Raw genomic sequence first — 12,809 nt, forward strand, 5'->3', positions numbered from 1 at the left:
CCCCGGACGCGTGGGTGGAACAATGCGGCGCATGGACATCGGCAAGGGGGCAGTCCATGAAGTGGTTCCAGCGGGATCGGACGGAACAGCAGGCGGGTGCGGCACCGCTCACCGGGGTCGGTAAGAGCGGAGCTCTGCCCGAACGGGCACCTCAACTGCTCACGGCAGGCGGTCCGGTACTCCAGCGGTTCGGTGGCGACGGCGACCGGGTCACCCACCTGACGACCGGTGCGGAACCGGTGATCCTGGACATCACGCACCAGGGAGCGGGGCACTTCGTCGTGGACGCCCTCGACGGGGGCCTGCATTCCCGAAGCCAACTGGTGTACACGGAAGGGCCTTTCGCCTGCCGGTCCCTGGTCAACGCGGATGACCGGCCGGTCCAGGCGCTCCGGGTCCAGGCGGACGGGCCGTGGATGATCGAGGCGACCGTGGTGTCGAGCGCGCTGACCTGGATCGGGTCCGCACAGCGTTCCGCCTCGGATGTGCTGCGCTACGAGGGCGGCCCCGGGATCGCGACGCTCCGGTACGAGGGCGACCCGCTGTCCGAAGACGGTGGCTGCTTCCTCGTCGACACCTTCAAACCGGGTGGGGACGGCTTCCTCGACGAGTTGGCCAACCACGTCGGACCATGGCGGGGTGAGGCCCCGCTGTCCGGGCCCTGCCTCATCCACGCCCGCTCCGACGGACCGTGGTCCATCAGCGTGCGGACCACGGGGTCCTCGGTGCCTTCGTGATCAGCGGGGCGGGGGTGACACCGGCTCGGCAGGACTCGGCGGTTCTGGCGGCCACGGCACCCCCGGCGTCGCCTCAGCGGTCGCGTGAGCCGCTCAGGGGGTGCGCGTTCGCATCGCCGTACGTGTGGTGCGGAACGCCAGGCCCTGTGGGGGCCATGCCCTGCACCGCGCCGTACTCCGCGGGCGCCGGTTCCGGCTCGACGAAGTAGTCGGCGTCCCTGCGCCGCGCCCGGGCCAACCCCAGGGGGCGGGGGGCGGGTTCGAGGTGCGGTATGTGCTTGGAGCAGTGGATGTACGCCTCGTGGAGGGTGACGACCGTCCACAGCACGGGGTGCCGGCCGGGGGCGGGGTCGACGGGTATCCAGGCGTGGACGGCCCGCAGATCCTGGTCGCCCACGAGTTGGGCGGAGCCGTTGACGTGCAGTCCGACGTGGTCGCGGGTGAAGTCCATGAAGAGCAGACCGATGTGCGGGTTCTCGGTGATGTTGCCGGCGCTGGCCAGGACACCGTTCCCGCGGTACTCCGGGTAGGCCAGGGTCCGGTCGTCGAGTACGGCGACGAATCCGGGAGGGCCGCCGCGGAAGGTGGCGTCGCAGTGGCCGCGGGCGTCGGCGGTGGACAGGAACACCATCGACTGGCGCTGGATGAATTCGCGCATGGCCTCAGTGAGGTGCGGGTGGACCTGCCGGTCGTAGAAGGCGTCGGCGCGTTCGCTGGTGCCCAGATGGGTCTGCAGCAGGCGCTCTCCCTGCGAGGGGGTGGCGTCGTGGCTGGTCACAACTGGTCGAACTCCTGACCGGATCGGGGCGGCGTGAGGGGCGCGGTGAGGATGGGGGTGTCGAGCGGGTCGTGGTGGATGTGAGCGTAGGGAATGCCTTGGTGCAGCAGGGTACGCACGGCGGTGGTGACCATGTCGGGCGGACCGCACAGGAAGGCTTCGTGCCGGTCCCAGGGGCCGAACTCGTGCAGCACCTGCGGGAGCGTGCCCTGCTGGCCGGGAATGTTCTCGTGGGAGACGGCCGCACGGACGGACAGCCAGTGGTGGCGCTGCGCCAGGCGCAGCATGTCGTTGAGGCCGTACAGCTCATCGGCGGTACGGGCCCCGACGAACAGACTCACGTAGCGGCGCATTCCGGAGAAGGCGGCTTCCTCGATCAGCGCGCGGATCGGCGCGAGGCCGGTCCCGCCGGCCACCAGCAACAGGTCACGGTCACCTGCCGAGGCGAGGGTCATGTCTCCCTGGGGCGGGCCGAGCCGCACCATGTGTCCCGGAACCGCGTGGTGAACCAGCGCGTTGCTGACCTGTCCCTGGCGGACCGCCCGGACGTGGAACGTCAGCGTGTGGTCCGCGCGCGGCGGGTGCGCGGGGGAATAGTGCCGCCAGGTACGCGGGTACCAGGGGGTTTCCATGCTCACGTACTGCCCGGCCACGTACGGGTAGGGCTGGTCGGGCTGCACGGTGATCTCGGCGATGCCGTGGCCGCGGTGCTCATGCCGGACGATCTGCGCCTCCCAGGAGGCGGGGCGCAGGCGGGTGTCGTCGGCGGCGGCCGCGATCATCACCTCGGCGGCGAGGGTGTAGGCGTGGGTCCAGGCCGCGGCGACCTCGGGATTCCACGCGGTTCCCGCGAACCGCTCCAGGGAGGAGACCAGGCATTGACCTACCGCCGGGTAATGCTCGTCCAGCGCCCCGAACTTACGATGGTCCCGCCCCAGCCGGGAGCAGAACCGCACGAGGTTGTCGACGTCGTCGACGAGATCGATGATCCGCAGCAGGCCGCGCAGCAGCCGGTCCCGCTGGACGTCCATGTTCTCCGGGAACAGCGCCCGCACTTCGGGGTGCCGGGCGAAGAGGATCGCGTAGAAGTAGACGGTCATCTCCGTGGCCTGCGGTGCGACCACCGAGAGGCTCGTGCGCACCAGGGAGATCTCCCGGTACGTAAGCGGGGCGGACGTCACGCTCTGCCTCCGGAGAGCGCGAGGCGGCGGCGCCTCCTCGCGCGTCGAGCGGAAACACCGTGGGGGGCAGCGGGTGTCGCACGGAGCGAGGGGATCACCAGGCGTACCAGATGTGCTGACAAGAAAGAGTTCGCAATCTTAGAAGGACGTTCCGTGTCGCTCGGGTTCAGAACAGCAAAAGTGTGATCAGCGGACGAGTCATTGTGCACATGAGGCGCCAGGGCGGAACCCACCCCTCACACCTCCACCGCGATCACGAAGCTGAGCAATTCGCCCGAAAATCAAGCATCGCGACCAGTCCGCCCCCCAGAATTCACGAGAGCCGGACATGCCGCGCCACCAGGGTCTCCGACGGTCCGGCGCCACCCACGAGGGCACCGGACAGCTTCAACCCGTCAGCGATGGGTAGGTTCGGTAAGCAAATTATCGAGATCAAGTGAACATACATGCGAAGGCCGAGTCGCGAGCGGGCGGCCCGACGACTGCCTTGTGCCCAGCCGCACCGGACATACACAGCGCCCACCCACGGAGAACACGAGGCCTGCGGGCGTCCGCGATCCCCCGGCCGCGTCCGGTGCCGGACCTTCGCCGACCGCCGCCCCGGGCGGTCGGCGAAGACCTGAGCGGGAGCGGCGGCGCCCGGTACGGCAGCAGGGCCCGGACCGCGCGTCGCGGTCCGGGCCCTGCCCCGTGCGGTGCCGCCCTGCGGCGGCGGTGCGTCAGCTCTCTGCGGGGTCGTCGTCGCCCGTCTGCCCGGCGCCCTCGGCTGCGCCTGCCTTCTCGCGCATCTTGCGCACCAGCTCCGCCTTCTGGTCGGCCGCACCCTGGCGGTCGAGGTTGCGGTGCGGACCGTTGTTCTGCCGTTCGGCGCGGGACAGCCTCTTGCGCTGGCCGCCGCCCATGCCCACGGGGTTGTTGATGTTCTTGCTCACGGTCACGGGTTCTCCCGGTAATGATGTGAAGTGATCTGCGGATTCGTCGGTAGGGGGCGGGCGGCGACGTCCAAGGACGTCAGCACGGGCCATCATGCTCTCGGGAAGGCCCTGCCGGCGGAGTCCGGCGAAGCATCCGGCACGTCACTGGCACGACGCCTCCTCCCCGCCCCCTCGGCTGCTGGACGAGCAAGGCCCAGGCTCCCGGTTCAGTACCGGTGACCTGGGCCTTCGTCATGCTTCCCGCTGGTGGGCGCGGACGGTTTCGAACCGCCGACATCTGCTTTGTAAGAGCAGCGCTCTACCCCTGAGCTACGCACCCGTGGATGAGCCAACAGATTACATGGCCCACGCCCCCCGGCGGCAATCCGGTTACCTGCCCCCGTCGCTCCCCCGGGCCCGCGGGTGTCCGGGGTGGGGATACCCCCACCCCGGAGACGGTAGCCGTCCGGATCGTGCCCGGGGCGGGTCCGTACATACGGTGAAGCCACATCGGCAGCGCTCTCAGGGGGACTTGACACCATGACCATCCGTTCACGACGCACCGACGCCCTCGTCGCCACCGCCGGGACCGCGCTTCTCGTCGCCGCGCTCAGCGGCTGCGGCGGTACGGATGCGGAGGACGCCCCCGCGGAGCACAAGTCGTTCGCCTTCGGCGGTAGGACGCTCACCGTCGAAGCCGAGAACTCGATCCTGGATCTCGTGCCCGCCGACGTGGAGCGGATCGAGGTGACCCGCCGTGTCGACGGGTGGGTGATGCTGGGCAGTGGGCCGGACCCCGTGTGGAAGCTGGAGGGGGACGAGCTGAGGCTCGAGGTGAAGTGCCGGGGGGTCGTCAGCAACTGTGAGGCGTACCACCGGGTGAAGGTGCCCCGCGGGATGGCCCTGACCGTGCGGGGGGACAACGGGAAGGTCACCGCGGCCGGCTTCGACGTCCCGCTGAAGATCTCCGCCGACAACGGCGAGATCGATGTACGTGACGTCTCCGGGCCGCTGGAACTGGACTCCGGCAACGGCTCGATCGAGGCCGCGCGGGTATCGGGCAGGTCCGTGATCGCTCGCTCCGACAACGGGTCGGTCAGGATCGGCCTCACCCGGGCCCCGGACCTCGTGGACACCGTCAGTGACAACGGGAGCATCTCCATCGCCCTGCCGGCCGGGAAGAGGGCGTACGCGGTGTCCGCGGAGGCCGACAACGGTGAGGTCTCCGTCGACGTGCCCCGTAGCGAGAGCAGCAGGCACGTGGTGAAGGCCCGCAGCGACAACGGCGAAGTCACTGTGCGAAGTGCGAACTAACCGGCCCGTGCGTTCGTCCTAACTGGTGCGAGAATGAACCGGGCAGGGCGAATCGGCACGGGAGAGGGATGTGACGGCGACACCTACGCGGCCGCAGGGGAAAGCGAGTGCTGGTTCCGCTGTCAGGGACGTCCTGGTGCTGATGCTGCTGCCGGTCCCCCTGGTCCTCGCGGCACTGCCGGGCGCCTTCGCGGGCGGCGGCACGCGGCGCTGGTTCGGGGGCCGCGGGGAGAATCAGCGGGCCGACGCACAGGCGGCGAAGGACGCGGCGGCAGCCGCCTTCTACGAGCTGGACACCGCTCAGCGCGATCTGCGGATCTCCATCGAGACGATCACCGCCGTGGACAGCTCCCCCCGCGCCCGCAAGGCCGCGGAGGACTTCGCCGCTCTGGGCCGGCGGATCGACGAGGTCAGCCATCAGTACATCACCGCCGTCGACGCCCACGACCTCGACCGGGACGACCTGGAACCCTCGGCTGCGGCCGGTGCGCGGACCCAGCTGACCCGGGCCAAGGACGAGCTCGTACGGGTGAAGGGTGAGCTCGACCGGTTCGCCCAGGGACTCGGGACGCTGCTCAGCAGCGCGGAGACCCAGCTCGCGCGGCTCGCTCCCGCCGTGGAGCGCGCCCGTCAGGCGCTGCTCGCCGCGAGTAACGCCCTGGACGCCGTACGCGCGTCCGGGCTGCGCGCGGACGATCTGGCCGCCCGGCTCGCGGCTCTCGCCCCGGAGCTGACCAAGCTCAACCAGGGCGCCGGGCAGCACGGCGTGGCCGAGACACTGCAGCGTGCCGACCAGGTGCTGCGGGACGCGGAGGCGGTCAGGTCGGAGGCGGACAGGCTTCCCGAGCGGGCCGCCGAGATCGACCGCAGACTGGTGTCGCTGCGCACCCGGGCCCAGGCGCTGACGACGCGCGCCGGGCAGGTCGAGCCGGTGCTCAGCGAGCTCCGGCGGCGCTTCTCGGCCGCCTGCTGGCAGGACCTGCAGCCGGTTCCCGAGCAGGCGGCGGTGAATGTCCGGCAGGCCGAGGCGAAGCTGACGGAGGCCGCCGGGGCACGGTCCGAGCAGCACTGGGCCGATGCGACGTCCCGGCTGGGTACGGTCCGGGCCCTGCTCAACGCGACCGACGAGGCGGTGTCCGCCGCCGGCGACCGGCTGCAGCGGCTCGACGCGGTGGCCAAGAATCCGCAGGCCGAGATCGACCGCACCCGGTTCGCGATCCGCGACGCCCAGCGCCTCGCGATGGCCGGGCGGAACACGCCCGACCCGCGCCATGCCCGCCCGCTGGACGACGCGGTGGCGCGGCTGGACCGGGCGGTCGCCGGGCTCGACGGGCGCCACCCCGACTACTGGCACTTCCTCACCGAGACGGAGGCCGTCCGGCAGACGGCGAACCGGGTGGTCTCCGCGATCCGCGAGGAGCTGGGGGGCGGCGCCTGACGCGACACCCGGTCGACAGGCGCCGGCCAGCCCGACAAGCGCTGATTTGTCCACCGCGGCCGGCGGGCCGATCCTGGTAGTACGCAGCGGCTCCCGCCGAGGCGTCATGGCCGCATTCGGCCGAAGGAGGCCGTCATGGCCGCACCCGTCCTGCATCCCGCGCACCGACGCGGCACGCCCGTCCGCCGCAAGGCCATCCGCCTCGACGAACACCTGCCCGTCGATCACAGTCTCAGCCGCTTCTACCGTGTGGGGGCTGGCCTGATGGGCCTGCTGCTCCTCGCCTTCGGCATCCTGGGCCTCATCGACCGCATCGGCTTCTTCGACACCGGCGGCGACACGGTGGGGGGCCTCAACACCAACGGCGCGCTGAGCATCCTGTCCATCTGCGTCGGGCTGCTGCTCTTCGTCGGCATGGTCATCGGCGGAAACTTCGCCTCGACCCTGAACATGGTCCTGGGCATCGCCTTCATCGTCAGCGGCTTCGTGAATCTGGCTCTGCTGGACAGCAGCATGAACTTCCTGGCCTTCCAGATGCAGAACGTCCTGTTCAGCTTCATCGCCGGGCTGCTGCTCATGACGTTCGGCATGTACGGGAGGGTCAGCGGCGGCCTGGCGCACGACAATCCCTACTGGCGGGCCCGCCACCCCGAGGAGGTCGCACGGCAGGAGCGCCGGGCTCCCGGTCCGATGCCCGAGGTCACTAAGGGCAAGAGGATCTAACCTGGGGCCATGCCCCGTTACGAGTACCGCTGCCGCCCCTGTGGCGAGACCTTCGAACTGAGCCGCCCCATGGCCGAGTCGTCCGATCCCGCCTCCTGCCCCGCCGGGCACGAGGACACCGTGAAACTGCTCTCCACCGTGGCGGTGGGTGGCTCGGCCTCCTCCGCACCGGCCTCCGCGCCCGCGGGCGGCGGCGGTTGCTGCGGTGGCGGCTGCTGCGGCTGACCCGAGGCACCCCGCCACCTCTCGCGCGGGCAGGAGCGGCGCCCCCGCTACGTCCTGCGCGAGAGCGTCAGCCCGTCCGACACGGTCAGCAGCACGCTGTCCATCCGGGCATCGGCGGCCACATGGTCGTTGAAACCCCTGATGGCAGCGGTGTCCCCGGTGGCCAGCGGATCGGTGACACCTCCGTGGAAGAGGACGTTGTCGGTGACGACGAGGCCGCCGGGGCGCATCCTGGGGACCAGTTCCTCCCAGTACGCGATGTAGTTGCCCTTGTCCGCGTCCAGGTACGCCATGTCGATGTGCGGCTCGTCCGGCATCGCGCGCAGGGTGTCCAGCGCGGGCGCGATCCGCAGGTCGATCCGGTCGGCGACACCCGCCTTCTTCCAGGCCTCCAGGCCGTACGCCGTCCACTCCTCGGAGATGTCGCAGGCGATCAGCACCCCGTCGGCGGGCAGCGCCCGGGCCATCGACAGCGCCGAGAAGCCGGTGAACGTACCGACCTCGACGATGTGCCTGGCACCGGTCAGCCTGACGAGGAAGGCGAGCAGCGGCCCCTGCTCCTGCGCCGACTGCATTTGGGCCACACCCGGCAGCTCGGCGTAGGTCGTCTCCACCAGCTCCTGCTGCACCGCGTCCAGCGGAGGGTTGTGGGCCAGCGTGTACGCGTACAGCTCGTCGGTGATCTTGGTGCTGTTGCCTTTGGTCATCGGCGTCTCCTCGGTTCGCGGTGTCCCTCACCAGCTTGCCGAGGAGCACGTCCTGCGTCGATCAGCGACCCGCCCGCCGGGGGTCTGCCGCGCGCAGGAAACGCCGCAGGATCTCCTCTCCCGCGGCGCCGCCCCGCTCCCGGAGCACCTCGGTGTTGGGTGCTCCCCAGCCGCAGTCGGCGAGCTCGCCGTGGCCCGGACGCCAGGCCCGGTCGGCGGCGAGCAGCAGGTCGGCGTCCAGGAGCGAGTCACCGGCGGCGAGCGTCAGCGTGGCACCGCACCGGCGGGCCACCTCCTGCATCGCGGCGCTCTTGGTGAGCGGCTTGGGTACGGCGTAGACCTTGCGGCCCTGGAGGGAGACGGTCCATCCCTTGGCGTCCGCCCAGGCGGACAGCTCCTTCACCCAGCCCTCGGGAAGGGCGGCACGGTCGACGACGAGGTAGGCGAAGAGGTCCTCGGCGACCCGGTCCTTGAGCAACCAGGCAGGGTCGGCAGAGGACTGGAGATGGGCCCGGACCTCGGCGAGGGAGGCGCACTCGCCGGCGATCCGGCGGAGCACGTGGTCGTGCCAGTCGGGGTCGAGGACGCCGTCGACGAGGATGTGTCCGCCGTTGGCGCAGATGGCGTAGCGGGGGGCGGGGCCGGGCAGGTGGATGCGCCCGTACTGCTCCCGGGTACGGGTGGTGGCCGGGACGAACACCGTGGTGCGGGCCAGTTCGTCGAGCAGCGCGGCGGCCGTCTCCGTCATGTAGCAGAGGGGTGCGTGGCCGTACACCTCCACGCAGAGCAGGCGCGGGGCCTGCTCGTCCGGCATCGTCAGCTGGAGGGACCCCGCCGAGTAGATGAGGGTGCGGTCGAGGTCACTGGCCACCAGCGTCACGGGGCCGCCCGGGGTGGCGTGCGCAGCGGCGCTCAGGGGCTCGGTCACGGGTCCGTCCAGAGGTGTGTTCACGGGCGTCTCCACGGTTTCGCTCACTTCCCCTTCACCGTCGTGCCGTCCGCGCCGGTGGCGCCGCGGGTGTACTTGGGGTGGATCAGCCCGACGCAGGTGTACGGGAGTTCTCCGACCTCCTCGACGGGCACGCCGCGCTGCTCGGCGAGCAGCCGTACGTGGTCGAGGTCGGCACCGGCCCCCCGCTTGGCCAGGATCTTCCAGGGGACGCGCCGCAGCAGCACCCGCGTCGTCTCGCCGACACCGGGCTTGACCAGGTTCACGTCGTGGATGCCGTACTCCTCGCTGATCCGCTCGACGGCCCCCCATCCTTCCCAGGTGGGGGCGCGGTCCGCGGCGAGCAGTTCCTTGGCCTCGGCGTCCACGGCGTCGGCGACCTCGTCGAAGCGGGCGGCGACGGTGTCGAGGAACAGGCCGGAGACGTCGGTGCCGGCGAGTTCCCGGTAGAACTTCGCGCCGTGGAAGTCGTGCGGCCCGACCAGGTCCGCGCGCAGGACCGTTCGGGAGATCAGCCCGGACACGGTCGAGTTGAGGCAGGCGGACGGGATGAGGAAGTCCTCGCGCGTCCCGTACGTCCGTACGCAGCCGCCGGGGTCGGCCAGTACGGCGATCTCCGGGTCGAAGCCCTCGAAGTCCTCCAGCGCCGCCGCGAGTTCGCGGGTGATGGCACCCTTCCCGGTCCACCCGTCGACGAAGACGACGTCCGCCGGGTCGTGGTGCGCGGCGAGCCAGCGCAGGGCGTTGGCGTCGATGCCACGGCCCCGGACGATGGAGACGGCGTAGTGCGACAGGTCGAGGCCGTGCCGGTGCCGGGCCCATCGGCGCATGAGGACGCCGACGGGGGTACCGGCCCGGGCGAGGGAGACCAGGACGGGGCGGGGACCCCGCTCGGCGAGGACCGTCTCGGTGACAATGCCGACGGCCCGCGCGATGCGGGCCGCCGAGGTGTCCAGAGCGGCCTTGAACAGTTCCTGGTACTGCGCGCTGGGCTGGTATTCGACGGGCAGTGATTCGGCGTAGTGGGCGCCCCCGCTCTGGATCGCCTCCTCACGCTCCTCGGTGGGAGCCTCCAGGCGGGTGTCCGAGAGGTCCTGGAGGAGCCAGCCGACGTCCTCCGCGGCGTAGGAGGAGAAGGCGGGACCCCGGAGGGGTTCGGGCAGCATGGCATCTTCCTGCCTGTGCGAGGTCGGCGTCCGGACCGTGTCTGCGTCCGGCGTCGGAACCCTGTCGGCGGCCGGCGTCGGAACGTACGACGGAACGACCGCGAGCAGCACCTGGTCGGTGTGGCCGGCCAGCCGTGCCAGCAGTCCGTCGGGGGCGTGCAGCGCCGGGGTGTCTGCGGTGGAGTCGACGACGGCGACGACGGCGTCGAAGCCGGCCCCCGCCACGTTGTAGGCGTACCGGTCGCCCGGCCCGTCCGCGGGGTCGTCGTGGGCGGGGAAGACGAGACGGCTGCGTATCGCGTAGCCGGGGTCGTCGACGGCGAGGACGGGTGAGCGGGTGGTGGTGGAGTAGCGGACGTCGGCCGTGCCGGCGTCCTCCAGCGCGGTGGCCAGGCGCAGCGGCGCGTACATCAGCTCCTCGAAGCCGAGGACGAGCACCCGCCGGGCATCGCCCAGGGCGTCGGCGATGCGGCCTGCCATGGCCGGGAGTGCGGCTTCCAGGGCCGCCCGGTGGGCGGGGGTGAAGCCGTGGCGCGCGCCGTCGGGCACACCGGCGGGCCAGTCGAGGGTGACGCGTGCGGGGGCGGACCGCGGCGCCGGCGGTTCGCCCACGGTGTCGCCGGCCTCGTGCGCGGCGACCAGGCTCCGGCCCTTCTCCAGGACCCCGTCCGGCAGACGCACGGTGCCACGGGCGCGGGCCACCAGGTCGACGCGGGCTCCGATCTCCTCGGCGAAGCCGGCGAGCCGTCCCCGGTCGGCCTCGGACCGCATGTCCACCAGGGCGACGATGACGTACCGGTCCCGTGGGTAGCGGGCGTGGAGGGCCCTGATGGTGTTGAGCACGGTGTTGCCGGTGGAGAACTCGTCGTCGACCAGGACCAGCGGCGAGCCCTGCGCTCCGGCGGCCAGCAGGTCGGGGTCCTCGGGCAGCAGCAGGTGGGAGGTGGCGTGCGAGTGCGCCTCCTCGAAGCCGCCCGCCTGTGCGACCCCGGTGACGGGGCGCCGCGTCGAGTGGAGGTACGGGGCCACCCCCAGTCCGTCCGCGACGGCGTGGCCGAGGCCGGTGGCCGTCTCCGCGTAGCCGAGGACGACCGCGCGGCGGGCCTCCGCCTCGCCCAGGAGGTCGCGCACCCGCTCGCCGAGCTCGAAGCCCACGCCGTGGACGACGGACGGCCGCTGCGGCACGTGCTTGCCCAGGACGTTCGACACGAGCAGATGAGCCCGCTTGGGGTTGCGGCGCAGGGCGAGGCCCAGCAGCTCCCGGATCTCCCCGCCGCCGGCGAGTTCGACCCCGAGCCGCCCCGCGACCCAGTCACCCGACCACTCCACGTCCACTGCCTCTTCCTCCCGTTGGGGCTCGTTCGCCCGCCCGCGCTCGTCCATGTCCGCGCTCAGCTCGTCACACCGGCGGCCAGGAGTTCCACGAAGCCGACGTCCTCACGCGCGACGCCGAACACTTCGGCCCGTTGCAGGGTCCGCTCGGCCCAGGCGCGGTGCGGCTTCACTTCGTTCATCTTGTTCGTGTACGCGGAGCGCAGCACTCCGCCGCCGCCCCGCTCGGGTCGCAGGATGTCCTGTGCGTCGGTGTACTCCTCGTGGCTGACGACGGACAGCGCGTGCACGGGCAGGACGTGCGACGGGTGGATGCAGGTCTTGCCGAGCAGCCCGTTGGCCCGGTCCAGCTCGATCTCGCGCAGCAGCCCGTCGAGGTCGTGCTCGATGAGTGCCGTACGCAGCTCCTCGGCCTGTCCCATGAAGGGGCTGCGGCGCAGCTGGGGCTTGAACATGCGCTCCTGGAGGCGGAAGTACTCCCAGACGGGCCCGGTGATGGTGAAGCCGGTGCCGTCCGACCTGCCCAGCACGTTGACGACGTCGCCGATGACGGCGCCGACGATCTGGACGTCGTACGCCGTCATGTCGGGGGCCCGGCGCAGACCGTAGGCGGAGCAGAAGTCGGTGACGCCGAGCCGCAGCGCGAGGATCCGCCGACGGTACTTGTCGACGGTGCGGGCGATTCCCTGGAGTGTCTCGCCCCTGGTTTCCAGGTGCAGCAGCTCGGGCGACTCGAGGACGGGCATGGCGAAGAGCCGGTGCCCGCTGTCCGCTTCGGCCGCGGTCAGAGCTTCCAGGAAGAGCTCGCCCCGCTCCTCCGTGAATTTGGGTAGTACGAATCCGGACAACAATCGGACGGAGCTTCCGAGCCGCCGCACGAGGTCGGTGATCTGCTCCGGTTCGCGGACCCTGACGAAGAGCAGCGGCACATCGGCGTTCCGCGCGTCGAGATCGGCGAACTGCCGGACCAGGTTGGCCTCGGCGCCGACCACTTCGGCGTCGTCGATGGAATCCTCCAGGCAGAGCACCATGGAGACGACGCCCTGCCCGGTCTGCTTGATCACGTCGTCCGCGAGCCTGGGCCGCGTCGCGGGGCTGTAGAGCGTGGCACCCAGAGCCACCGACAGCAGGTGGGAGGAGGAACCCGCGTCGAATTCGCACGGCTCCCTGAAGAACAGACTCTCCCGGACAGCCGGCGAGATGTGCCCGAAATGACGCATGTGATTCCCCCGTACTGCCATAGAGACGGATAAACGTATGGCCGGTAATAGTACGTTCGGGCGGGTGTCGCCGGTTCCCCGGCCATGTGAACTTCGGGTGTCCCCGGCGTATCTCACACTCCGCA

At 71.0% G+C, this 12,809-nt stretch carries 12 protein-coding genes and 1 tRNA gene; 5 read left to right on the top strand and 8 right to left on the bottom strand.

The genetic code is table 11. The features are described from left to right. The first annotated feature begins 56 nt into the window (after window positions 1-56). Window positions 57-737 (top strand): hypothetical protein, encoded by a 681-nt coding sequence (locus ABZ441_RS02520; RefSeq protein ID WP_358967226.1) that lies wholly within the window; start codon window positions 57-59, stop codon window positions 735-737. 73 nt (window positions 738-810) lie between these two features. Here ABZ441_RS02520 and ABZ441_RS02525 read toward each other — a convergent pair whose 3' ends face one another. From ABZ441_RS02525 to ABZ441_RS02540, 4 genes are all read right to left on the bottom strand, one after another. Continuing rightward, a complete protein-coding gene (locus ABZ441_RS02525) occupies window positions 811-1,515 on the bottom strand; it encodes a pyridoxamine 5'-phosphate oxidase family protein (RefSeq protein WP_358967229.1) in 705 nt (234 codons plus the stop codon). Then, window positions 1,512-2,696: a globin domain-containing protein gene (locus ABZ441_RS02530; RefSeq protein WP_358967232.1), complete on the bottom strand. Its 1,185-nt coding sequence runs from the start codon at window positions 2,694-2,696 to the stop codon at window positions 1,512-1,514. Before ABZ441_RS02530 ends, ABZ441_RS02525 begins: the two co-directional genes overlap by 4 nt. 719 nt (window positions 2,697-3,415) lie before the next feature. Next, window positions 3,416-3,634, bottom strand: coding sequence for a DUF6243 family protein (locus ABZ441_RS02535; protein ID WP_358967235.1), 219 nt, complete (start codon window positions 3,632-3,634; stop codon window positions 3,416-3,418). Window positions 3,635-3,875: 241 nt separating this feature from the next. Further along, a tRNA-Val gene (locus ABZ441_RS02540) sits at window positions 3,876-3,950 on the bottom strand. A 200-nt stretch (window positions 3,951-4,150) separates the two neighbouring features. On the opposite strand from ABZ441_RS02540, the gene ABZ441_RS02545 reads away from it, so the two are divergent. The 4 genes from ABZ441_RS02545 to ABZ441_RS02560 all read left to right on the top strand — a co-directional run bounded on the left by ABZ441_RS02545 (window position 4,151) and on the right by ABZ441_RS02560 (window position 7,310). Beyond that, window positions 4,151-4,924 carry a DUF4097 family beta strand repeat-containing protein gene (locus ABZ441_RS02545; RefSeq protein WP_358967238.1) on the top strand — a complete coding sequence of 258 codons (774 nt, stop codon included), beginning with the start codon at window positions 4,151-4,153 and terminating at the stop codon, window positions 4,922-4,924. A 70-nt stretch (window positions 4,925-4,994) separates the two neighbouring features. Beyond that, complete coding sequence (locus tag ABZ441_RS02550; protein ID WP_358967241.1) at window positions 4,995-6,362, top strand: hypothetical protein; 1,368 nt, start codon at window positions 4,995-4,997, stop codon at window positions 6,360-6,362. Window positions 6,363-6,497: 135 nt separating this feature from the next. Continuing rightward, window positions 6,498-7,085, top strand: a complete 588-nt coding sequence (locus ABZ441_RS02555) for a DUF4383 domain-containing protein (protein WP_358967243.1) — start codon at window positions 6,498-6,500, stop codon at window positions 7,083-7,085. Window positions 7,086-7,094: 9 nt separating this feature from the next. Continuing rightward, window positions 7,095-7,310 (top strand): zinc ribbon domain-containing protein, encoded by a 216-nt coding sequence (locus ABZ441_RS02560; protein WP_358967245.1) that lies wholly within the window; start codon window positions 7,095-7,097, stop codon window positions 7,308-7,310. Between the two features lie 47 nt (window positions 7,311-7,357). On the opposite strand, the gene ABZ441_RS02565 is transcribed toward ABZ441_RS02560, so the two are convergent. From ABZ441_RS02565 to ABZ441_RS02580, 4 genes are all read right to left on the bottom strand, one after another. Beyond that, window positions 7,358-8,017: an O-methyltransferase gene (locus ABZ441_RS02565; RefSeq protein WP_358967247.1), complete on the bottom strand. Its 660-nt coding sequence runs from the start codon at window positions 8,015-8,017 to the stop codon at window positions 7,358-7,360. Window positions 8,018-8,078: 61 nt separating this feature from the next. After that, on the bottom strand, window positions 8,079-8,969 hold the full coding sequence (locus tag ABZ441_RS02570; protein WP_358967249.1) for an HAD family hydrolase: 891 nt from the start codon (window positions 8,967-8,969) through the stop codon (window positions 8,079-8,081). A 20-nt stretch (window positions 8,970-8,989) separates the two neighbouring features. After that, window positions 8,990-11,515 carry a phosphoribosyltransferase gene (locus ABZ441_RS02575; protein ID WP_358967252.1) on the bottom strand — a complete coding sequence of 842 codons (2,526 nt, stop codon included), beginning with the start codon at window positions 11,513-11,515 and terminating at the stop codon, window positions 8,990-8,992. Between the two features lie 8 nt (window positions 11,516-11,523). Next, window positions 11,524-12,684, bottom strand: coding sequence for an HpcH/HpaI aldolase/citrate lyase family protein (locus tag ABZ441_RS02580; protein WP_358967254.1), 1,161 nt, complete (start codon window positions 12,682-12,684; stop codon window positions 11,524-11,526). Window positions 12,685-12,809: the final 125 nt, after the last annotated feature.

It is taken from the genome of Streptomyces sp. NPDC005752, assembly GCF_040630715.1.
Taxonomy (GTDB): Bacteria; Actinomycetota; Actinomycetes; order Streptomycetales; family Streptomycetaceae; genus Streptomyces.